This is a genomic window from Pedobacter psychrophilus (assembly GCF_001652725.1).
Lineage (GTDB): Bacteria > Bacteroidota > Bacteroidia > Sphingobacteriales > Sphingobacteriaceae > Pseudopedobacter > Pseudopedobacter psychrophilus.
In genome coordinates this window covers 408,409-430,643 of the sequence record NZ_LWHJ01000011.1, presented here as the reverse complement: position 1 = coordinate 430,643, position 22,235 = coordinate 408,409, and the positions used below count along the sequence as shown (strand labels likewise).

At 31.8% G+C, this 22,235-nt stretch carries 22 protein-coding genes and 1 tRNA gene; 8 read left to right on the top strand and 15 right to left on the bottom strand.

Annotation, left to right across the window (positions count from 1 at the left end):
• The 3 genes from A5893_RS02500 to A5893_RS02490 all read left to right on the top strand — a co-directional run bounded on the left by A5893_RS02500 (position 1) and on the right by A5893_RS02490 (position 1,512).
• Positions 1 to 789: a hypothetical protein gene (locus tag A5893_RS02500; RefSeq protein WP_068820960.1), complete on the top strand. Its 789-nt coding sequence runs from the start codon at positions 1 to 3 to the stop codon at positions 787 to 789.
• 22 nt (positions 790 to 811) lie between these two features.
• Positions 812 to 1,087: a hypothetical protein gene (locus A5893_RS02495; RefSeq protein WP_157687364.1), complete on the top strand. Its 276-nt coding sequence runs from the start codon at positions 812 to 814 to the stop codon at positions 1,085 to 1,087.
• Positions 1,088 to 1,239: 152 nt separating this feature from the next.
• Positions 1,240 to 1,512, top strand: coding sequence for a helix-turn-helix domain-containing protein (locus A5893_RS02490; protein ID WP_068821425.1), 273 nt, complete (start codon positions 1,240 to 1,242; stop codon positions 1,510 to 1,512).
• 110 nt (positions 1,513 to 1,622) lie between these two features.
• Here A5893_RS02490 and A5893_RS02485 read toward each other — a convergent pair whose 3' ends face one another.
• Positions 1,623 to 2,846 (bottom strand): site-specific integrase, encoded by a 1,224-nt coding sequence (locus A5893_RS02485; RefSeq protein WP_232456786.1) that lies wholly within the window; start codon positions 2,844 to 2,846, stop codon positions 1,623 to 1,625.
• A gap of 549 nt (positions 2,847 to 3,395) precedes the next feature.
• A tRNA-Pro gene (locus A5893_RS02480) sits at positions 3,396 to 3,468 on the bottom strand.
• A gap of 409 nt (positions 3,469 to 3,877) precedes the next feature.
• Here A5893_RS02480 and A5893_RS02475 point away from each other — a divergent pair.
• A complete protein-coding gene (locus tag A5893_RS02475; protein WP_068820957.1) occupies positions 3,878 to 5,356 on the top strand; it encodes an amino acid permease in 1,479 nt (492 codons plus the stop codon).
• Positions 5,357 to 5,425: 69 nt separating this feature from the next.
• Here A5893_RS02475 and A5893_RS02470 read toward each other — a convergent pair whose 3' ends face one another.
• Both A5893_RS02470 and A5893_RS02465 read right to left on the bottom strand, forming a co-directional pair.
• The gene (locus A5893_RS02470) at positions 5,426 to 6,442 is read right to left on the bottom strand and encodes a LacI family DNA-binding transcriptional regulator (RefSeq protein ID WP_068820956.1); all 1,017 of its coding nucleotides are present in this window, start codon (positions 6,440 to 6,442) and stop codon (positions 5,426 to 5,428) included.
• A gap of 25 nt (positions 6,443 to 6,467) precedes the next feature.
• Positions 6,468 to 6,932 carry an Lrp/AsnC family transcriptional regulator gene (locus tag A5893_RS02465; protein ID WP_068820955.1) on the bottom strand — a complete coding sequence of 155 codons (465 nt, stop codon included), beginning with the start codon at positions 6,930 to 6,932 and terminating at the stop codon, positions 6,468 to 6,470.
• A gap of 144 nt (positions 6,933 to 7,076) precedes the next feature.
• On the opposite strand from A5893_RS02465, the gene A5893_RS02460 reads away from it, so the two are divergent.
• Both A5893_RS02460 and A5893_RS02455 read left to right on the top strand, forming a co-directional pair.
• Positions 7,077 to 7,733 carry a metal-dependent transcriptional regulator gene (locus A5893_RS02460; protein ID WP_068820954.1) on the top strand — a complete coding sequence of 219 codons (657 nt, stop codon included), beginning with the start codon at positions 7,077 to 7,079 and terminating at the stop codon, positions 7,731 to 7,733.
• Positions 7,730 to 9,598, top strand: a complete 1,869-nt coding sequence (locus tag A5893_RS02455; RefSeq protein WP_068820953.1) for an Nramp family divalent metal transporter — start codon at positions 7,730 to 7,732, stop codon at positions 9,596 to 9,598. Before A5893_RS02460 ends, A5893_RS02455 begins: the two co-directional genes overlap by 4 nt.
• A gap of 35 nt (positions 9,599 to 9,633) precedes the next feature.
• Here the strand turns inward: A5893_RS02455 and A5893_RS02450 are convergent, their stop codons facing one another.
• The 7 genes from A5893_RS02450 to A5893_RS02420 all read right to left on the bottom strand — a co-directional run bounded on the left by A5893_RS02450 (position 9,634) and on the right by A5893_RS02420 (position 15,989).
• A complete protein-coding gene (locus A5893_RS02450; RefSeq protein WP_068820952.1) occupies positions 9,634 to 10,116 on the bottom strand; it encodes a heme-binding domain-containing protein in 483 nt (160 codons plus the stop codon).
• A gap of 6 nt (positions 10,117 to 10,122) precedes the next feature.
• A complete protein-coding gene (locus A5893_RS02445) occupies positions 10,123 to 10,914 on the bottom strand; it encodes an inositol monophosphatase family protein (protein WP_068820951.1) in 792 nt (263 codons plus the stop codon).
• Positions 10,904 to 11,377, bottom strand: a complete 474-nt coding sequence (locus tag A5893_RS02440) for a GtrA family protein (protein ID WP_068820950.1) — start codon at positions 11,375 to 11,377, stop codon at positions 10,904 to 10,906. The genes A5893_RS02445 and A5893_RS02440 overlap by 11 nt, the downstream gene beginning before the upstream one ends.
• The gene (locus A5893_RS02435) at positions 11,377 to 12,540 is read right to left on the bottom strand and encodes a prolipoprotein diacylglyceryl transferase (RefSeq protein ID WP_068820949.1); all 1,164 of its coding nucleotides are present in this window, start codon (positions 12,538 to 12,540) and stop codon (positions 11,377 to 11,379) included. The genes A5893_RS02440 and A5893_RS02435 overlap by 1 nt, the downstream gene beginning before the upstream one ends.
• Positions 12,541 to 12,557: 17 nt before the next feature.
• Positions 12,558 to 13,877, bottom strand: a complete 1,320-nt coding sequence (gene mtaB, locus A5893_RS02430; protein WP_068820948.1) for a tRNA (N(6)-L-threonylcarbamoyladenosine(37)-C(2))-methylthiotransferase MtaB — start codon at positions 13,875 to 13,877, stop codon at positions 12,558 to 12,560.
• Between the two features lie 38 nt (positions 13,878 to 13,915).
• Positions 13,916 to 14,488: a UbiX family flavin prenyltransferase gene (locus A5893_RS02425; protein ID WP_068820947.1), complete on the bottom strand. Its 573-nt coding sequence runs from the start codon at positions 14,486 to 14,488 to the stop codon at positions 13,916 to 13,918.
• A 253-nt stretch (positions 14,489 to 14,741) separates the two neighbouring features.
• Positions 14,742 to 15,989, bottom strand: coding sequence for an NAD(P)/FAD-dependent oxidoreductase (locus tag A5893_RS02420; RefSeq protein ID WP_082911277.1), 1,248 nt, complete (start codon positions 15,987 to 15,989; stop codon positions 14,742 to 14,744).
• 121 nt (positions 15,990 to 16,110) lie between these two features.
• On the opposite strand from A5893_RS02420, the gene A5893_RS02415 reads away from it, so the two are divergent.
• Entirely contained in the window at positions 16,111 to 16,500 is a 390-nt protein-coding gene (locus A5893_RS02415; protein ID WP_068821423.1) for an acyl-CoA thioesterase, read from the top strand.
• On the opposite strand, the gene A5893_RS02410 is transcribed toward A5893_RS02415, so the two are convergent.
• Positions 16,497 to 17,702, bottom strand: a complete 1,206-nt coding sequence (locus A5893_RS02410; protein WP_068820946.1) for a DEAD/DEAH box helicase — start codon at positions 17,700 to 17,702, stop codon at positions 16,497 to 16,499. The genes A5893_RS02415 and A5893_RS02410 overlap by 4 nt on opposite strands.
• A gap of 228 nt (positions 17,703 to 17,930) precedes the next feature.
• On the opposite strand from A5893_RS02410, the gene A5893_RS02405 reads away from it, so the two are divergent.
• Positions 17,931 to 18,959: a helix-turn-helix domain-containing protein gene (locus A5893_RS02405; RefSeq protein WP_068820945.1), complete on the top strand. Its 1,029-nt coding sequence runs from the start codon at positions 17,931 to 17,933 to the stop codon at positions 18,957 to 18,959.
• Positions 18,960 to 19,344: 385 nt separating this feature from the next.
• Here A5893_RS02405 and A5893_RS02400 read toward each other — a convergent pair whose 3' ends face one another.
• The 3 genes from A5893_RS02400 to A5893_RS02390 all read right to left on the bottom strand — a co-directional run bounded on the left by A5893_RS02400 (position 19,345) and on the right by A5893_RS02390 (position 22,198).
• Entirely contained in the window at positions 19,345 to 19,881 is a 537-nt protein-coding gene (locus A5893_RS02400) for a YciE/YciF ferroxidase family protein (RefSeq protein ID WP_068820944.1), read from the bottom strand.
• Positions 19,882 to 20,095: 214 nt separating this feature from the next.
• Positions 20,096 to 20,866, bottom strand: coding sequence for a TIGR03915 family putative DNA repair protein (locus A5893_RS02395; protein ID WP_068820943.1), 771 nt, complete (start codon positions 20,864 to 20,866; stop codon positions 20,096 to 20,098).
• A gap of 72 nt (positions 20,867 to 20,938) precedes the next feature.
• A complete protein-coding gene (locus tag A5893_RS02390) occupies positions 20,939 to 22,198 on the bottom strand; it encodes a putative DNA modification/repair radical SAM protein (RefSeq protein ID WP_068820942.1) in 1,260 nt (419 codons plus the stop codon).
• Positions 22,199 to 22,235: the final 37 nt, after the last annotated feature.

Here is a 22,235-nt window from a genome sequence, read left to right as displayed (position 1 = left end):
ATGAACATGAAAAATTTAGAATTTCTGAACGATCAAATCTTTTACACTGGTTTCGGTAAGGAACTAGAGGAAGATTTAAAAGCAAACCTGGAGAAGGGCGAAAAAAGTTTCGATCTGAATTACCAAAACACCTACGGAACGGATAAAGTAGAGGCAAAACTTAATTTCACTAAATCCTCCCAAAGTGAGCTTTACTTTTTCAACAGTTATGATATGAATCTTCAAAAGGGTAACGGACAAGAAGTCCGACAAAGATTCTTTATCGGTAAAGAGAATAATATCACATTGAAAGAAGCCTATAATCTACTATGTGGCAGGGCAATCAATAAAAGTTGGACTAAATTAGAAAAAGTTGGTGATGGGGAGGATGTTAAATACAAACCAACTGAAGAAAAATATGATGCCTGGTTGCAACTTGATTTCAATAACAAGGATGATAATGGGAATTTTAAGGCCCTTCGTTATCACGATAATTACAACTTTGATTTGGATAAATTTCTCTCCGAACTGAATATCAAGGGAATCAGCAATGAAGCTGATAAACAACAATTGGTTGATTCGCTTAAGAAAGGGAATAGACAAGCAGTAATCAAAGTTGAGCAGGATGAGACCAAACAGATTTTTATCGAGGCTAATCCTAAGGATAGAATAGTTAATGTTTATGAAGCTAAGCAGAGCGTGAGCCAAAAGGAGGAAATTGCAAAATCTCCAAAGAGCCAGAAGATCGAAGTTACAGAGTCAATCAAAAGAAATGAAAGAAAGCAGAAAAAGCAGGGAATGCAGGTCTGACCAATTGAGTCTATTGATGCCTTTGAGGAATTTCCTCGAAGGCATTAAAGATGATCATAGGATAAGGACTACACATACTGCTGTTTTCCTTACCCTTTATGGTCTTTGGCTTGAAAATAATGGTCATAATCCTATCCCTATTATAAAAAAGAAAGTAATGGAAAAAGCAAAGATCATCAGTCAAATGACATGGCATCGCACTATAATAGAACTTAATGAGTATGGATATATTGAATATCAGCCTACCTACAACAGAACTCGGGTCAGCACAGTTTCCCTTTATAATATTGTATTATGAATATAGAAATATTAACAAAATCAGATTTGCAAAATTTTAAGCAGGAACTGATTACCGAAATAAAGAAAACTTAACTCAATATTTCAAAATGAAAATAGACTTTTTTCGTGAATGCAGAAACTAAATTATTAATAAATAAAAAAACAAAAACTATGTCAGTAGAAATTCTCACAAAGGAAGATCTTTCTCAATTCAAAGAAGAACTGCTAGTAGAAATTCAAAGAATTTTACGACCAGGAATGTTAAAGTCACAAAAGGAATGGCTGAAAAGTTATGAAGTGCGTAAAATTCTGAATATTTCACCAGGAACTTTACAAACCTTACGCATAAATGGCACTTTACAATTCACAAAAATTGGTGGTTCGCTTTATTACAAATACTCTGATATCATCCGCTTGTTCGAAACCGATAATAATGTGGAATAATTCCACTTTATATTGACGCAGACAATTATTCTCATCAGGAGCAGCGAAAGTTGGGGAATGCCTAACTTTCTCTAGCTCTAAACTTCGTGGTAACCGATTTGGCGAATTATTTAACTACTCGCCATCTTTAACTTTAACTGCCTCATATCCTCACTTAACTTACTCTCTACTACTTTTGCATATACCTGAGTTGTACGAATAGAAGTATGCCCAAGCATTTTACTTACAGATTCAATTGGTACGCCGTTACTTAAGGTAACGGTTGTAGCAAAAGTATGGCGGGCAATATGGAAAGTAATTGCTTTTTGAATACCGCAGATATCAGCAATTTCTTTCAAATAGGCATTCATTTTTTGATTGGAGATAACAGGAAACAATCTTCCTTGATGCTCTGCTTTGGGATGGTCTTTGTATTTCTTTACAAGAGCTAAGGCTTCTGGCAATAAAGGAATCCTTACATCAGTATCTGTTTTTTGTCTGCTTGTCATTAGCCAGTCCTCTCCATCTATTCCTTTCAAAATATTTTCCTTACTCAGATTCATGGTATCAATGTAAGCTAAACCGGTATAACAGCTGAAAAGAAATAAGTCCTTCACAGCTTCCAAACGTTCAATAGAAAACTTTTTCATTTCAATGGCCCTTAGCTCATCCTTGGTAAGGAAAAAGCGTTCAACTTTTTGGAAATGCAGTTTATGCCTTGCAAAAGGATCTTTATCCATCCATTCCAGCATCAATGCCATATTGCTCATTTTGCATAGACGTTCCAAATGCTTCATCGCTCCGTTATTATGTAACTTTTTCTGATGATCTTTCGGTTGCCTGGTCATCAAAAAGTTTTCGAAATCAAGGATAAACTTATAGTTGAGTTCAGACAGCGCAATATCTGTTCTTTTATATTTTTGTTTTATAAATAGCGAAATATATTTTTGGGTGGTATAATAATTCTTCATTGTTCCCTTTGCCAGTTTACTCTCCATTTCAGTATTATGATATTTACACAGTTCTATCAACGTCATTCCACTATCATCGTTATTTCCCAAAAATTCTGCTTTCACTGTCTCAATACTAATTGGCTGTTTTCTCTGTATAAGCTGATAATAAGCATCACTAATCAAAGTTCTTATCCGCTCAATGTGCTCGTTTAATTTACTGGCTTCCTCTTTTATTCCCTTTGCTTTTCCAGTTTTAGCGTCCCAGTTTTTAATCTCAATTTTCTTTTTGAGCGAAATTTCACAACGTTTTGTATTTACTGTAATACGGGCGAAGATGCTCCCAGTCGTTTCTTCAGTTTTGTTACTACGTAATACAAACTGAATTCCAAAGGTGTTTCTCATTTTCATATCAATTATTTTGAATGTTGTTTACAATTGATGTTTTTGATAAAATTTACTCACAAAAAGCATAATATTTCTCTTTAAAACAGCTGAAAATAGACTAAAAAAAATGTGACTTAAATAATTGATATTAAGTAGGTTAGGTGCTTTCTGGTGAGTAAAAATTTATCGATCTAATTTACTCACCGTTTTACTCACAAAAAATCCATTTTTTACCTTTAAAAGCAGAAAACGGACTTCAATAATGTTTTTTACTTTTTGTATCAATTTATCTTGATGCACTTTGTTTTAATTTGTGTTTTAGCTGGAGAATTACTAGCAAATAAAGCTTGCAAATCCTATCAAAAACCATCAAAATTAATGATATAAACTATTGATTATCAATAATTTACATAGGTTTCAGTGAGTAAATATAAACAATATATTTTACTCACTGTTTTACTCACAACTACATTGATATACTTTGGTGTTTATTGGTTTGATTAAAAACAAAAAACCCGCTAAATCATAAGATTTGCGGGTTTTTAACCTCTTCTGACTGGTATCTAGTCGGGATGGCAGGATTCGAACCTGCGGCCTCCTGCTCCCAAAGCAGCGCGATACCGGGCTACGCTACATCCCGTATTGTTTGTTGTTGGGATTGCAAAAGTAGGGTTTTTATTGACGCCTACAAATATTTTTTTAAAATAATTTCATTTTACTCTATTGTCAATCCGTTTAATTTTTAATGTTTTGATTACTAACATTTTATAAATAATTCTTCTATTAATTCCCATGTTTTTGCAATCAACTTTCATAATATTGATCGTTTTTCAACAATAACAGTTACTTATTATTTTTTTTATTATTAATTCTTTATTTAAATTGGATTATTAGGATTTTGTTCTCCTATTTGTATTTTAGTCGATACTATGATGGTGATTTTTTTGATAAACAATAAAAAAAGTCATTTATTTTTGATTCATTTATATTACTTTAGATTTTTATTTTCAAATTGATTTTTATTAAAACTTAACTAAACAAAAGATTTTATGAATTACAAAAAGCCGCTTGATGTTCTTTTAAGGGAAGCAGCCGAAACTGGTGAAGGCAGTTTAAAAAGGACTTTAACAAGTTTCAGTTTAGTTGCTTTGGGTATTGGAGCAATTATTGGTGCTGGATTATTTTCATTAACTGGTTTAGCTGCAGCAAATAATGCAGGACCCGCAGTAACTATTTCTTTTATAATTGGCGCAGTTGGTTGTGCATTTGCAGGTTTATGTTATGCAGAATTTGCTAGTATGATACCCATTGCAGGTTCTGCTTATACCTATTCTTATGCAACCATGGGAGAATTTATGGCATGGATAATAGGATGGGATTTAGTATTAGAATATGCTTTGGGTGCCGCAACAGTTTCTATAAGCTGGTCTCAATACCTCACAAAATTTCTTCACTATTTTGATATAACGATACCCCATCAACTTACCATGTCTCCATGGGATGAGCCGGTATTGGTTGATGGAGTAATGGTTCATGGTTTTATGAATTTACCTGCTGTTCTCATCGTTGTTTCATTATCATTACTATTAATTAGAGGAACTCAAGAATCTGCCTTTATAAATAATTTATTAGTTGTTTTAAAAGTTGCTGTTGTACTTGTTTTTATAGCTGTGGGATGGCAATTTATTAATCCTTCTAACCATGTTCCTTACATACCTGAAAATACAGGGAAATTTGGTGAATTTGGATGGAGTGGAATTATTAGAGGAGCCGGTGTAGTGTTTTTTGCATTTATTGGATTTGATGCTGTTTCTACAGCGGCCCAAGAAGCGAAAGATCCAAAGAAAGGAATGCCTATTGGGATCATCGGATCTTTAATTATATGTACCATTTTATATGTGCTATTCTCTCATGTCATGACGGGAGTTGCAAACTATACAGAGTTTAAAGGTAGTGCTGCCCCTGTAGCAGTTGCAATTGCTAAAACACCTTATATTTGGTTACAACAGGCGATAATTGTTGCGATTTTGGCTGGTTACACCTCGGTAATACTAGTTATGTTAATGGGACAGTCAAGAGTTTTCTTTACCATGAGTAAAGATGGTCTAGTTCCAAAAGTATTTTCTGATGTTCACCCTAAGTTTCAAACTCCTTATAAATCTAACTTGTTGTTTGCTGTTTTTGTAAGTTTGTTTGCAGCTTTTGTTCCTGTGGCTATAGTTGGTGAAATGGTAAGTATTGGTACATTATTCGCTTTTATTTTAGTTTGTATTGGTATTATTTGGATGAGGAAAACAAATCCTGATACTCCTAGACCATTTAGAACTCCATGGGTTCCATTTGTACCGATAGCTGGTGTTGTTGTATGTTTTACGATGATGGCATTTTTACCGCTAGATACTTGGTTGCGTTTAGCAATTTGGATGGTTATAGGAATAGTTATTTATTTCTTGTACGGGAAAAAACATTCTGTTATTAGAAAAGGGTATTTAAATATTCCAAAGGATCCTGAGTCACCAAAGTTTTAGATTAAACTTTATAAAAACAAAAAAGGGTTCGAGATTAATCTCGAACCCTTTTTTGTTTAAACAGCAGTACTAAATTTTCTTTTTTGTAGAGTCTCTTTTAATGAGGATAGAATCTAAACTAATATTCTGAAAACTATCTTCTTCGTATTTACCTTCAATTTCATTAATTAACAATGTTGCTGCGGTTTTTCCAATTTCATAAGCTGGTTGAGAAATAGTAGTTAGTGATGGATTTAATAATCTTGCCACTTTTAGATTTGAAAAGGTAATTATCTTGATATCATTCGGAATATTGAGATTTAACTCACTACAAATATCGTAACATGCTATGGCTAAGTTTTCTACCGAACAAAATATTGCGTCAGGTTTTTTGCTGATGATAAAAGTTTTAAGTACCTCTAAATCTAATTCCTGATCTGGCAGAAAAGTCTTCACTAAAGTTTCATCAACACTTAATCCGTAAGATATTAAAGCATCTGCGTAAGCTTTTTCACGTTTATCCATAGTGGATAAGTTTGAACCTGCTTTCAAAAATATGATTTTTCTACATCCTTGATTTAATAGAAGTTTGGTGGCCTCTAAAGAATTATCATAATCATTACTAGTAACTTTAGAAACAGTGATATCGTTTAAAACACGATCAAACATTACCAACTTTATTTTTCTTTCTAAAATTTCTTTTAAATGATCTGAAGTATTTGTTTGAGAACACACAGAAATTAGAACTCCATCTACCCTGCCCCCAATTAAATGGTTGGTAATGCGTTGCTCCTTTTGAAAATCTTCATCAGTTTGATATATCAAAACATAAAAATCTTTTTCCTGACAAGCAGCTTCTACACCTTTTATCACCAAACTAAAAAAATTGTTTGAAATTTCTGGAATAACTAAAGCAATGGTATTGCTTTTATGCTTTCTTAAAAATGAAGCGAATGGATTAGGCTGATAATTTAAATCTTTTGCTAATTGCTGAACTTTCTTTTTCGTTTCGACATTAATTTCATAACTATCCGTTAACGCTCTAGAAACCGTAGAAACAGAAACTCCTAGCTGAACAGCTATTTCTTTTAATGTAACATTCTTCATTTATTAAGATGATTAGAACTAATTCTTAATATTCTAAAGGGATTATTGGCTCTTTCTTACTGGTACTCATGATCATCATGGTATGAAAGGTTTTAACAACAGTTATTCTGCTTATTTTTTGCATAATTAACTGTTCATAAGTTTTGATATCCTTAACGTAAGCTTTTAATAGAAAATCACACTGACCAGTAACGTGATGACATTCTGTAATTTCCTTTATTTCTCCAATTTCCTTAAGAAAAGTTTGAATAGTATCCTGTTGATGAAAATCTAACGAAACCTGGATAAAAGTTTTTATGCCTAAACCTAGCTTTTCTTCATCAACTAATGCATGATAGCTTTTTATATAACCTGAGTTTTCTAATTTCCTAACACGTTCTAAGGTTGGTGCAGGTGAAAGTCCAATATACTGAGACAATTGCAGATTGGTAATTCTACCATTCTCTTGCAAAATTTTTAAAATATTGAAATCTATTTTATCTAATTCCATATTAAGGATTTATTACAAAAATAGATTTATTCCATTAAAACAAAATTATATTTTAAAATAATGTCGAATTATTTTTAATTATTCTTTAAATAGCAAATTTTAGATTAATCTAAATTTTTTATTAGATTTGATAAATTTTTTATTATGAATTTATCATTTACTGAAGAGAACTACTTAAAAAATATTTTTCATTTAAATTTTAATATTGATGAAAATGTAAGTACTAATGCTATAGCTGAAGTTTTAAATACAAAGGCTGCTTCTGTTACTGATATGCTTAAAAAACTATCAGAAAAAGAGTTAGTAAACTATGAAAAATATCAAGGTGTTACTTTAACTGAAGCAGGGCAGCAGAAAGCCATTTCAGTAATTAGGAAACACAGGCTTTGGGAAGTTTTTTTAGTAGAAAAACTCCATTTTAAATGGGATGAAGTACATGAAGTTGCTGAGGAATTAGAACATATTAACTCAGAAAAGTTGATAAATAGTTTAGAAGAATTTTTAGATTTTCCAAAAACTGATCCACATGGAGATCCTATACCGGATAGGTATGGCGTTCTAAAATCTCAAGAGTTGATACCCGTATCTAAATTAAAAATTGGCGATAAAGGTTTAATTAGTGGCATTAGAGAACACTCTGCAGAGTTTTTAAAATTTTTGGATAAAACTGGATTAATCCTCGGCGAAAGCCTAAAAATTATTGATATCATCAATTTTGATGGTTCAGTGATGGTTTTGATAAAAGATAGACAACAAATGATTAGTAGAGAAGTTGCTAAGAACCTATTGATTGCATTATGAATCAAGAATTAAAAAATAGTTTAGGCGAAGTTCACTCATCAATTAATATCAATAAAAGAAAAGGCTGGAAAAGAATTTTTGCTTTTTTAGGTCCGGCTTATTTGGTTAGCGTTGGTTACATGGACCCAGGGAACTGGGCTACAGATATTGCAGGAGGTTCTCAATTTGGCTACAAGTTAATTTGGGTTTTATTAATGTCAAACCTAATTGCCCTACTGTTACAATCTTTAAGTGCTAGATTGGGGATTGTAAGAGGTTTAGATCTGGCTCAAGCTTCTAAAAATGCTTATCCAAAATGGACAAATTACCCTTTATGGGTTTTAGCCGAAATTGCAATTGCAGCTTGTGATTTAGCTGAGATTGTAGGGATGGCAATTGGTTTAAACCTCTTGTTTGGTTTACCCTTAATTTGGGGAGTAAGCATTACTGTATTTGATACGCTTTTGCTTTTATTGCTGATGAAACGAGGAATGAAATCTATAGAAATATTCATCATTTCATTGGTATTTATAATTGGTGTTTCTTTTTTTGTTGAGATGCTAATTGTAGAACCCGTTTATGGTGATGTTTTAAAGGGATTTATGCCTAGTGAATTAGGTGGGAGCTCTCTTTATATCGCCATAGGAATTATTGGCGCTACAGTAATGCCACACAATTTATATCTGCATTCTTCTTTAGTGCAAACAAGAAAATTTGATCAAACGAGTGAAGGTAAAAAAGAGGCCATTAAATTTAACTTTTTTGATACTACCATTGCATTAAATCTTGCTTTTTTTGTTAACGCAGCAATTCTAATTTTAGCCGCTGCTGCCTTCCATGTTAATGGTTACTTTAAAATTGCTGAAATTGAGGATGCACATCAATTATTAAATAATTTATTTGGGAGTGCTGCTCCTGCACTTTTTGCTATTGCTTTAATTGCAGCTGGACAAAGTAGCACCATAACAGGAACTTTAGCTGGACAAATTATCATGGAGGGCCATTTAAACCTAAGAATTCAACCTTGGTTAAGGAGGTTAATCACTAGGCTACTAGCTATTATTCCAGCATTATTTACTATCATCTATTTTGGTGAAGGAAGCTTAGGTAGCTTATTAATATTAAGTCAGGTAGTATTAAGTTTACAGCTTGGTTTTGCTGTAATCCCTTTAATTCATTTTAATTCTGATAAAAAATTGATGGGCCAGTTTGCAATTAAACCTTGGGTAAAGGTTTTGGCTTGGTTAAGTTCTGCAGTTATTATTTATCTAAATATAACTTTGGTAATAAGCGAAATTAAAGGCTGGCTTGCAAGTGCAGGAAATCATTGGGTGATTTACTCTATTGTTATTCCTGTTATTTTAGCTTGTTTGGCATTATTAGTTTATATTTTTATTCATCCTTTTATAAATAAAACAAAAGAAGATAAGCAATTAGTTCCGCATGGCAAGCCAGCTAATTTTACGCAAGCCAATATATCTTACCATAAAATTGGAATAACTACAGATTTTTCTAAAAATGATGAAAAGATTATCAGAAACGCCTTAATGCAAGGGGGAAAAGATGCTATTTATACATTTATACATGTTGTAGAAACTGCTGCTGCAAGATACCATGGAAACAATACATTGGATAACGAAACTAAGCTTGACAAAGAAAGTTTGATAAAGTATCAATCAGATTTGCATGATTTAGGATTTGAAGCAAATTATCAAATAGGATTTGGGAATCCGGCTTTAGCAATTAGTAAAATTGTTAAAGAGCAAAATTTAGACTTTTTAGTGATGGGTGCTCACGGTCATAAAGGTTTTAAAGATATTGTTTTTGGAACTACAGTTGATGCCGTAAGGCATAAAATTAATATACCAGTTTTAATAATCAATTAGAAATAAAATTTAATTTCTAATTGACTATTGGATAATTATTTCGCTGGTGAGGCAGCAAATTCAGGATTAGATTGAATTTGTTGTCTCAAACCTTTTGCCCAATCAATAACCATTTTCTTTTGTGAGCCGTTTAAATTCGCATCTTTATGAATAAAAGTATAAGAAGATAATGGCATCCATCCTTCTTCTTGAGATTCTATTAATTCTTCCAATTTATGATCTTGTCTTTTTAATGAATAAGTAGTGAACTCATCAAAATTAAAATGTTCTTTACCCTCTATTACATGATCATTTAACCACCAAGCAGTAGGTTGTATATTGTTATACCAAGGATAACGAGTGTTATTACTATGGCAATCATAACAAGCAACGTTTAAGATTGAATTCACAGTATCAAGCATTTTGTATTGAGTTTTAATATTATTTACTTGTTCACCAGCATGTATATTTTTATCCGGTTTTATAAACTGTATAATAATCAGAACCGCAACAATTGCAAATAATATTTTCCTTACCATAACTCGTTATTTAAAATATGATGTGATTATCTTATTTAATTCTGAAGAGATCTTCCCATTAGTCGCAACAATATCGCAAGTTTCAAGGGCATTTTTTCCACCATCAAAATCGAAATATTCTCCTCCTGCTCTTTCAACTATCAATAATCCTGCTGCAATATCCCAAGGCTTCAGATTATATTCAAAATATGCTTCAAAACGCCCACAAGCTGTATAAGCTAAATCAACAGAAGCGGCTCCTATCCTCCTTAAACCATGGCATTTCTGCATTACTTCTGTAAAAAGATTCATGTATGCATCTTGTCTTTTAAAATCATAATAAGGAAAACCAGTAGCAATTAAACTAGATGATAGCTCACTATTGTCTGAAACCGTAATCACATTTCCGTTTAAATACGCCTTGCTATCTTTCCATGCATAAAAACATTCATCCTGATTTATCTCGTAAATTACACCAATAACCAATTCATCATTTTGCTTTAAAGCGATGCTAACTGCAAAAGCAGGAATTCCATGTATAAAATTGGTAGTACCATCTAAAGGATCAATTATCCAATTAAATTCTTCACCTATTTTATTAGATGTACCTTCTTCTGCAATAAAACCAGAAAGCGGTAAAAGCTGGGTAAGTTCTTCAATTATCATTTTCTCTGCAGTTTTATCCACATAAGAAACCATATCATTCTTACCTTTATACTCTATCTTAGACGAATTAAAAGTCTTAGATTCATTAATTATAAACTTACCCGCTTTTTTGGCGACATCAATTACCTTTTCACATAATTTCTCATAATCCATTTGTTTCTGTATCTATTTTAAAAGTGAAAAATTTATGTATGTAATAACTAGAAACGCCTAAGCTTAAAGCCGATGCTACTCTAGCTAAAGTTGGTGCGATATTGCAAACTTCAACAAAGAACCTAAGTAATGCATAATTACCAAAGAAACCTAAAAATGCTATAAAGCTAAAACGGAGAAATTGTTTTCTGCTGGCCAAATTTGAATCTGAAAATACCGCATACTTAGTTAATAAAAAGTTGATGACTACTCCACAAGAATATGAAATAAGTAATGCAACGTTATGCGATTTATTTGGATGCCCAAAAATCATCACCACATCATTAATAAAAATAAAATTAAAGGTGATGAAATAAACTGCGACATCTACCAACATGGCAATGCCAGCTGAAAAAAAAAATCTTACAATCTTATTCTGAAAAAATCGATATTGATTTAAAGTATTTACGATTGCAGAACACATTAAGACAATTCCTTTCTTTTTTTATCCGCAATATAAAATAATACAATACCTATTGAACCTCCTAATACGAGAATTGTTGAGATTAATTCTGCCTGTGTAAATCCAAAAGACCCAATGTGATATTTAGAGTTAACCCTAATTATTTCTATAAAAAATCTTTCTAAACCGTTTAATATCAAATAAATGCAAAAGAAAACACCGGGTGTTGTAATTTTTTTACGGATAGACCATAAAAATAAGAACAGTAAAATACAAGCAACACATTCATAAAATGGAGTTGGATAAACCCCTACAGCTAACTCACTACAAAATTTACCTGTGCAACCTGGAATTGCTACCCCTTCATTAATCACATTGTGTGGATATTTAAAAGACCACATCCAGTCAGGCGCCCAAGAAAACCAGTTTGGTTTCGGATTGGTATTGTTAATTCCCCAATCGCCATCACCAGCTAATTGACAGCCAATTCTTCCTACTCCATAAGCCAACATCAGCCCAGGACCGCAAACATCTGCCATATGGATTGCTTTAATTCCGTTTTTACCAGAAATATACAATACTGCAAATGCACCGCAAATTAAACCTCCATAATATGTTAAACCACTGAAAGAAAGCAAGTTTTGAATTGGATCTTGCATAAAACGATCCCAATATTCTAAATTATCAAAAACCTTTGCACCTATAATACCAGCAATAGCTGCATAGGCAATAAAAGTTCCCATCATTTCATAGGGATGTACAACTTCTGTTACAGTTTTTGGTGAGGGTAATTGTTGTTTTTTCTTTTCTCGATAAGCCCAATAAGCAAATAAAGCAGCAAAGAGAATTCCAGCTATAAAATTTCCTTCTAATGATAAAATGAAACCTTGGGGATCATTAACAAAGGCTGTATAATTTAAGAGACCGTAAATAATTTTATAACCAATTATAAATCCGAATAATCCATTCAAGATTAGTTCTGTAATAGATGCGGGCTCGCCAATAATAACTTGTCTTTTAATTGGATGTACTTGTCCCAATTTTTCTCTTCTTTTTAATTCTTCCGAGAAACCCCAGTAACCAGCAACAAAAGCCAAAGCCACAAAAAAACCAAATGTTTGGATAGGTAAAGGAATATTTATCCCAAAAAGATATTCAATAAGATATGATAAAGTAGGAAACATATAATTTAAGGGTGTTATTAATGCATTAATAATTCAGCTGATTCTAGAATACTTACATCGCCATTAGGCAAAATAGCATCTAATTTGATTACTTTAAGATCATTAATTAAAATGGGATCATACTTTACTTTAACCTTTACATAATTAGCGGTAAAACCATGCATAAAACCTTCTTTATGATCTGCTTCAAAAAGTACTTCTGCATCTTTGCCTAACTGAGTTTCATAAAATGCTCGTCTTTTTTTCTCTGATAAGATATGTAACATTTTACTTCTATCCGCCCTTTGAGAACCTGGCACAACACCTTCCATCTCTATTGCGGGAGTATTATCTCGTTCAGAATATGTAAAAACGTGTAAGTATGAAATGTTTAATTCGTTTATAAAATTGTAGGTATCAATAAAATCATCACGGGTTTCACCAGGAAATCCCACAATAACATCTACTCCAATGCAAGCATCAGGCATTAACTGCTTTATGGTATTTACCCTATCTACGTATAATTCCCTACGATATCTTCTTCTCATTAAACCTAAAATCTTATCAGAACCAGATTGTAAAGGAATATGAAAATGAGGAACAAACCTTTTAGATTGGGCAACAAATTCTATAATTTCGTTAGTTAATAAATTAGGTTCTATTGAAGAAATTCTGATTCTATTTATGCCTTCAACCTCATCCAAAGCCTTCACCAAATCGAAAAACTTATCTTCTCTTTTGCTATTTCTTAGCCCAAAATCACCAATATTAACACCTGTTAAAACGATTTCTTTAACACCAGAAGCTGCTATTTCTTTAGCTTGATTAATTACACTTTCTATCGTATCACTTCTGCTCTCGCCTCTTGCTAAAGGTATTGTGCAAAAAGTACATGAATAATCACAACCATCCTGAACTTTTAAAAAAGTTCTTGTTCTATCTCCAAAAGAATAAGAAGCAACAAACTGATTAGTTTCTGAGATGGGACTATTGTGAATTATTGTTTTTGGGTTTTTTGTAAAATCTGAAATGAATTCTACAATCCTAAATTTTTCTGCCGCACCTAACACCATATCAACTCCTTCAATATTAGAAATCTCTTCGGGTTTTAACTGAGCATAACAACCAACAATGGTGATATATGCTAAAGGAGAATGCTTTAATGCTTCTTTTACAATTTTTCTGCATTTTTTATCGGCATTTTCTGTTACTGAACAAGTGTTAATGATATACACATCTGCATCAGCAGAAAAATCAACAACGTCAAAACCTGCTTCACTAAACTGTCTGCCGATAGTAGATGTTTCTGAGTAATTGAGCTTACAGCCTAAAGTATAAAATGCAACTTTTTTATTCATATATTTTCAGGCTGCAAAGATATAAAAATATAGCTTAATTAAGGTTTGCTTTCTCCCCAACGATAGCTTGGGTTATCTAAACCGGCTAAATCCAGCACCCTATTTACAACTGTTTCTGCTACCTCTTCAATAGTTTTTGGTTTATTATAAAATGATGGAACAGCTGGGCAAATTATCCCTCCAGCTTCAGTAATTGTTTTCATATTATTGATATGAATTAAACTAAATGGCGTATCTCTTGCCACAAGAATTAATTTTCTTCTTTCTTTAAGGATTACATCTGCCGCCCTGGTGGTTAAATCATTTGATATTCCAGTGGCAATTCTCCCCATTGTGCCCATAGAGCAAGGAATTATAATCATGGTATCAAATTTTGCAGATCCTGATGCGAAAGGCGCCATAAAATCATTTTTATCGTAGAATTTAAAATCGAAATTTTTATAGGTTTCATCTTCCAATTCAAATTTCCAAACATCCTTTGCATTATCAGACATAACAATGCCTACTTCTTTAATTTGATCTTTGAGGTTGTCTAATTTTTGCAATAATATTTTCGCATATATAGACCCACTCGCTCCAGTTATTGCTACTACAATTTTCTTATTTCCCATCGTTATTCAACAAAATCATGATAAAAAAGTTCTAAAACAAAAAAGGGCCGAATATAAATATTCGACCCTACATCTACCTATGAAAAACATGCCCTTTGGGAGGGCATGACAAATATAGAAACAAATTACTTGTTTAAACAAATTAATTAATAAATAATTTTAGAAAATGTGTTTTTTATAGTAATCTTTTAATTTTAAAATTCTTAAATGGATTAATCGTTAAGAAAATAAAGTTTTTTTTCTTTTTAGTTAATTATTTATTTTCAATGTTGTTAATTATTTCAAAAACTCGCTTTCCAGAATACATGGCTGCATTAATAGATCCATTGGTTAAATAATCGCCACAGTTAAAAATATTATTGTGTTGTATTATATCTAAATCGGACAAATCATTTTTAACATTTAATTGGTTTGGAAGCGCATAATTTATTTGAAAAGATTCTAAAAACTCCCAATCATTAACATCAAACCATTCCGACATTTCATCTTTTATTCTTCTAACAATATCCTCTTCAGACAGATTAGACACATCTTTTACTATAGAAATTGATATTAAATGTTTGCCATTAGGAACATAATTTTTTGAAATATTATCCATTATTGCCATGTTGTTAACAAAAGCATTATCGTTAGCGTTTAGCGCAATAATTGGCTCTTTAAAAGGCAGTTTATAAGATGTAAAAAAATAATCATTTACAGACTGGTATTTTTTAACCTTTTTGTCAAAAGGTTTTGGCAAGTTTATTTCATCGCTTGCAATAATGATATAATCAGAAAAGTATTCAGTTCCATTTTTGCATATAATCTTATTGTCTTGTATTTCGATAACAAAACTATCGTAAACAATTTGACTTGATGATAATCCTTTAGCTAGTTGTTTTGGTATTTCTTGCATTCCATCAGCTGGGATTAATGCATCTCCCTCGCCAAACATCTTAAAAACGAAATTGAACATTCTGCTAGAAGTTGTAAGTTCCTTTTCTAAAAAAATACCACCCAAAAAAGGTATAAAAAATCGGTTAATCATTTTATCACTAAAACCAAGTTTTAATAAATAGCTCATGGTAGTTTGCTCTTCCTCTTCAAAAATCCTTTCAATAGATTTAAACTTCAAATTTATTTTTAGTTTAAACATGATTAATTTATCAGTATAAGAACCTATTGGAGAAATCAATGTCATAAACAAACTCAATGGTTTCTTTATCGGATCTAAAACATCATATATTTTTTTCTGATATAAGATTTTAGCACCCGGATCAAAAGCTTTAAGATTTAAATCCTTATAATTTAATAGTTCTTTTGCTAATGGGTAATTGCCTAATAAAACCTGAAAGCCGCGATCAAGTAAATAGCCATTCTTATTTACAGTATTAACTCTCCCGCCGATGTGATCAGAAGCTTCTAAAATTAAGACATCAAAACCGTTTTCATTTAAAAGTTTAGCTGCAGTTAGGCCAGAAATACCTGCTCCAATAATGGTAACTTTTTTATCTATTGTCATTATATTGCTTAAGTTTTAATCCGACATATTGTTTTAGATAATTAAAGAAAATGCTGATGTGTTTTAGATATTTGCATTTTATTAACAACAATTAAAAATGACTGAACTAATTAAACAAAAAATGAATTTCCATACAAGAAAATGGGTTAAACCTGAAGATCTAAATCCGAATGGTACTTTATTTGGCGGAAGTTTATTGAAGTGGATTGATGAGGAAGCAGCAATTTATGCCATTTGCCAGCTTGATAATAAGAGAGTAGTTACCAAATATATGTCGGAGATTAATTTTTTAAGTTCTGCAACATTAGGTGACATTATTGAAATGGGAATAATTGCCACTCAGTTTGGTACAACTTCCCTAACGCTATTTTGTGAGGTTAGAAATAAAATTACCAGACATAGCATATTGACAATCGATAAGATTGTGTTTGTAAATATTGATGAGGAATTTAATCCTGTGCCTCATGGTAAAACAAAAATCACTTATTCTGCCGATAGGTTTAAAGACTAAGATTTCTTCTTAAAGTTTTTGTTTTTCCAGCTGGGATTAAAACTTCTTTTTGCTTTTGGATTATAAATTGGAGCGTCTGTAAAACCTTCGGGCAATGAAAGTTTAGGAATTTCCTTCCCAATCAATGCTTCAATCCTTGCAAATTTTTGTTGGTCTTTATCATTTATAAATGTAATTGCAGTTCCTGTAGTTTCTGCTCTGGCAGTTCGTCCAATACGGTGGATGTAATCTTCAGGATCTGGCGGAACATCATAATTAACTACCAAATCAATCCCCACAACATCTATACCTCTTGAGATTACATCGGTGCCCACCAAAATTGGTAAACTTTTACCTCTAAACCTCACCATTATATCTTCTCTGCTTTCTTGTTCAAGATCAGAATGGAATGCCTCTGATAATATATTAGCTCGGTTTAATGCCGAATTTAATTTTTTTACCGTTTCTTTTCTAGAAGCAAAAACAATTACACTTTTATAAGATATATCAGAAAGAATACCTTTTAACAATGCAACTTTTTGCTCGTCAAAAGCTAAATATGCTTGCTGTAATATTCCTTCTGATGGTTTTGAAATAGCGATATTAACTTCAACCGGATCATGTAAAATCTTTTTAGAAAGCGATCTTATCTTCCGTGGCATAGTTGCAGAAAACAAAAGATTTTGTCTTTTTTCTGGAAGATAGCTGATGATACGAACAATATCCTCGTAAAATCCCATATCTAACATCCTATCAGCTTCGTCTAAAACTAAATGTTTTACTTTTTTTAAATTGATAGTCCCGGATGTTAAGTGCGCTATTAAACGACCAGGTGTCGCCACAACAATATTGACACCATCAGTTAAAGAACGTTTTTGTTGTTCATAGCTAAAACCATCACCTCCACCATAAACAGCAATAGATGTACAACCCGTAAAGTAGGCCAATCCCATAATTTGTTGATCAATTTGCATCGCTAATTCCCTGGTTGGAGAAAGGATTACCGTATCAGTATGAGAAATATCAGCTTCTTGTATCTTGTGTAATAATGGCAGTAAATAAGATGCTGTTTTACCGGTACCTGTTTGTGCACAAGCAATTAAGTCTTTATTTGCTAAAACATGAGGAATGGCTTGCTCTTGTATAGGAGTGGGTTTTGTAAACCCCATTGTATCTAATCCCTCTTGAAGTTGAGGAACAAAGTTAAAATCTTGAAAATTCAAATATCAGTTGTTTAAACACAAATATAGCTAATCTATTATAAACACATAAGCGTTTATATATTTAGGATAAATGATAAAGTTGATGACTCAAAAAAATAATTACTTTCATTAAATATCAAAAATTTAAAATAAATCGACCCAATTCTTTAGGGCTACAATAATTCTTTAGTAATATTACAAACACTATCTACTTAAAATCATAAATTAACTCCATATTTAAATAATTTTATGAATGAAATTTACGTAAAGTCTCTTCCTTTAAAAGACGTTATATCCAATTTAGCAGATGCTTTTGATACTACATATCAAAATAAATGCAATGAGTATAGGCTAAATATTCCTTCTAAATATGGAGAGGGCTATATAAGGGGAATTAATTTTTTAGGCGGCTTTGGATTAATTGAGTACAATTGTTCTTTTAATGAAATCCTCAAAATTCATTTCTCTGTAAATAAAGTTCACCCATTAAAATTTATTTATTGCTCTAAAGGATCAGTAAAACACAGGTTTGAAGAAGCTGATAGCTTGCATAGTATTGATCAATTTCAAAATGTAATTGTTGCTAGTACTGCTCAGAACGGCCATATATTGTTATTCCCAAAAAATTCTCCTATTCATTTAAACAGTTTAGAGATTAGCAGAAAAGAGTTTAAATCTAAAATTGATTGTGACTTGAACCACGTTGATTCTAACCTTAGAAAACTATTTAGGGATTTAAATGCTAAAGATTTATTCTTTTACCATGGAAATTATAGTTTAACTATGTCAGATTGTATTGATTCTATTAAGAAAACAAAACTTAGTGGGTTTACCAGAAGATTATTTTTAGAAGGTAAATCTAATGAGATATTGAGTATTCAGATAGCAGATTATGAAGATGATAAAAAAATAGAACCTAAAAGACAAATATTAAGAAAATCTGAATTAGCCCAAATTCAAAATGCTGTTCAAATTTTAAAATTAGAGTTAGCAAAGCCTTTAACCATAAAAGAATTAGCTTATAGAGTGGGCTCTAATCCCACAAAATTACAAGAAGGATTTAGATATACTTTTGGACTTACGGTAAATAATTATCTTAATAAGATAAGGTTAGAATATGCCAGGGAACAAATTATAATTGGCGAATTAAATATTAGCGAGATTGCTAATAATATTGGAATTGCAAATAAAAGTTATTTCTCTCGTTTATTTAAAGCTACTTATCAATTAAATCCTAAAGAATTTTCTTTGGAGATTGCTAAAAATGTAATGCAATAAATTTTTTGGGTCTTAAAAGATATTCCTACTAGTTAAATTAATAGTCTAGAAAGTCAAATTTTTAAAAATTAATTCAATATATATTTAATTAGCGGTCATTTATTTATATGAAGCTAATATATATTCTCTCTATCCTTTGTTTAATTGCATTTATAGTTGCTTATAATTTTATTAATGAAGAAGATTCTTTATACGCATTATTAATTTTTTGGCTTTTATTTGCAGCGTTAGTTATATGTTTAATCAGTACAATTTATAGGGGCAAAAGGTCTTAAATTTTATTAAATTTTTGTACAAACCTATAATAGTATCTCATTTTAAAAAAATAGCACATAAAAAAGCCGGAAACTATCTCTAATTCCCGGCTATGCTAACATTAAAAAAATTATTCAGCTACTGCTTCCTCATTAACAAAGTTTTCTGCTAATTCAGTTAAAGCAACATCTGTCGCTTTCTCGTTCTCAAGTGTTTCACTTAATAAATCGTAGATTTCTGTATGACCCATGTGTTGCGCAAATACTCTTAATGTTCCGTAAGTTGCAATCTCATAATGTTCCACTTTTTGTGCAGCTAAAATTATACCTGCATCTCTGGTCATTGTATCTTTATCAGTATCTTCAATGATAGAATTTCCTTCTTCTAATAAACCAGCCATTGCTTCACATTTTTTAGCTTTAGCTTTCTCTTCTAACAATTCGAAAACTTTCTCTAGAGTTTCTACATGCTTTTTAGTTTCCTCTAAATGCTTTTCTATTGCCTTTGCTAATTGTTTACTGGTTGCCGCTTTTTGCATTTTTGGCAATGCTTTTACTAAATGTGTTTCTGCCCAATAAATATCTTGTATCTCTTCAATGAAAAATTTATGGAAATCAGAATCTTTCATCTCTGGTGTTAAATTAGTTGTTTTTTTTACTGTACTCATGATGTGTTTTTTAAATGGTAAATAATTAATAATGTTTTAAATAGGTAGATGTATTTATTAAAAAGCAATCAGGATGCCAATAATTTTTTTTTATAAAAATTATTGCTAAAAAATGCCTTAAAGTCTATTTATTACCTTTTGGTTCATAATTAGATCTTATTGTGCTATTTTTTGATGGATATTAAAACCGAATGGGATTATATTAAGACTATAATTAATACTCTGGAATTTTTTCTGTAAGGTATTTCCAATATCTTTTTGGGACATGCAGCAAATGTAATCGGGTGTTTTTTCTTGATCGAATATTTGTTTGAGAATAATAAGTACGCCATAAACTTTGGTAAAGCGGCTCATCTTTTTTCAGCATTTCCAAACCCTCATCTCTGTTAGATTGGCGATTAAACTTCATTTGTATGATTTCTAATTTATATAAATCATAAAAAATACCGTAACTTCTGGTTTGGTCAAAGATTAACCACTTTTGGTCTTGATATCGGCTTTTGAAATGCTTTGCAATAATGGGCAAAACATTAAAATCAGGTTCTATTTCTGCAAAAAAAATATTATCACAAGTCAGTTTAAAACGTACAAAAGCTTCCATTCTGTGTTTTTCACGATGCACCGATTTGGTATATTTTGCCAACTGCAAAACAGAAGGATGACTCATATCTTGCATTACGTTTATTTTTGGATGCTTTATAGCGTATTTAATTACATCAAAAATGTATCGCTCACAATATTCTTCTTCGGTTAATAAAGAATAGATGATTTTTTGGATGCCCAATTCGCCCATCAACGCCTTTAGTTTTACATAAACACGTTCGGCTTTTCTAGGGTTGGTGCTTACACGTCTTAATCCTTCAGAAAATAATCCCAATGGTAATCCTTCTTTTCTGATCATTACGTTTGTGAGTTTGCGCTCATAAGCCTCAAATACAGCAGAAAAAAAACCTTCTACACTATGATCATACGTTAATAAATACATGGAAATGAGATTAAGTGAAAGCTAAATGCCAGTCTGCTTCCTTGCAGGCGAAAAACTTATTAATTAAACATTTTAAAATAAAGCCAACTGCGGTTGATAATGCTTTTCATATTTGCTGTTTACCGTTTTAAGAATAATCTCCTTTAAATATTGATGGTGCAGCGTTTGTATATTTTGCAAAGAATTGCCAAAGACGATGAAATGTTTAGCCCTGTTTAATGCAACGCCCATTTTTTTGAGATGCTCAGCATTCAATTTAGAGAATTTTCTTCCGCCTATAATTTTCCAAGCCGATTTTAAACCCACTCCTGGAATTCTTAAAATCATTTCTATATCTGCATTTTGAATATTGACGGGGAAAAATTGGAGGTTTCTTAATGCCCAGCCTAGTTTTGGATCCACATCCAATTCTAAAAAAGGTTGTTTTGGATCCAATATTTCATCGGCTTTAAAGCCATAAAAACGCATGAGCCAATCTGCCTGGTATAAACGGTTTTCCCGTAACATGGGCACTTGGCTTTGCAAGGAAGGCAACCGGCTATCATTGGTAACAGGAACGTAGCCCGAGTAGTAAACTCTTTTTAAGTTAAAATTTTTGTAAAAATGATTTGCTGTATGGATAATCTGTAAATCTGTTTCTGGCGTTGCGCCGATGATCATTTGCGTACTTTGCCCACCGGGCGCAAACTTTGGCGTTTTTTTAAATCTCTTTTTCTCGTCTTTATAAACCAAGATTTCATTCTTCACAAAATTCATCGGGTCAATCATATCCTGACGGTTTTTATCGGGAGCCAATAATTTCAAACCTTCTTCTGTAGGTAATTCTAAATTTACGCTTAACCTATCGGCATAAAGTCCTGCTTCTCGCATCAATTCATCAGATGCGCCTGGGATACTTTTTAAATGGATATACCCGTTAAAATTCTCTTCTAAACGAAGCTTTTTAGCAACCTGTACTAAACGCTCCATCGTAGTATCGGCATTTTTAAAAATACCTGAACTTAAAAACAAGCCTTCAATATAATTTCTACGATAAAAATTAATGGTTAAATCCACCACTTCTTGTACCGTAAAAGCTGCTCTTTTAACATCATTACTTTTACGCGTTACGCAGTAGGCACAATCGAAAATGCAAACGTTGGTTAATAAGATTTTAAGCAAAGAAACGCAACGTCCGTCTTCGGTATAAGAATGACAAATGCCCATTCCTGTTGCATTTCCTAAGCCTTTATCTTTGTTATTTCTTTTGCTTCCACTTGATGCGCAGGATACATCATATTTAGCGGCATCAGCCAAGATGGAAAGTTTTTCAGTAATTCGGTCGAAATTCATAGACCAAAATTACTAATTATTTTAGTTTTAAATACTA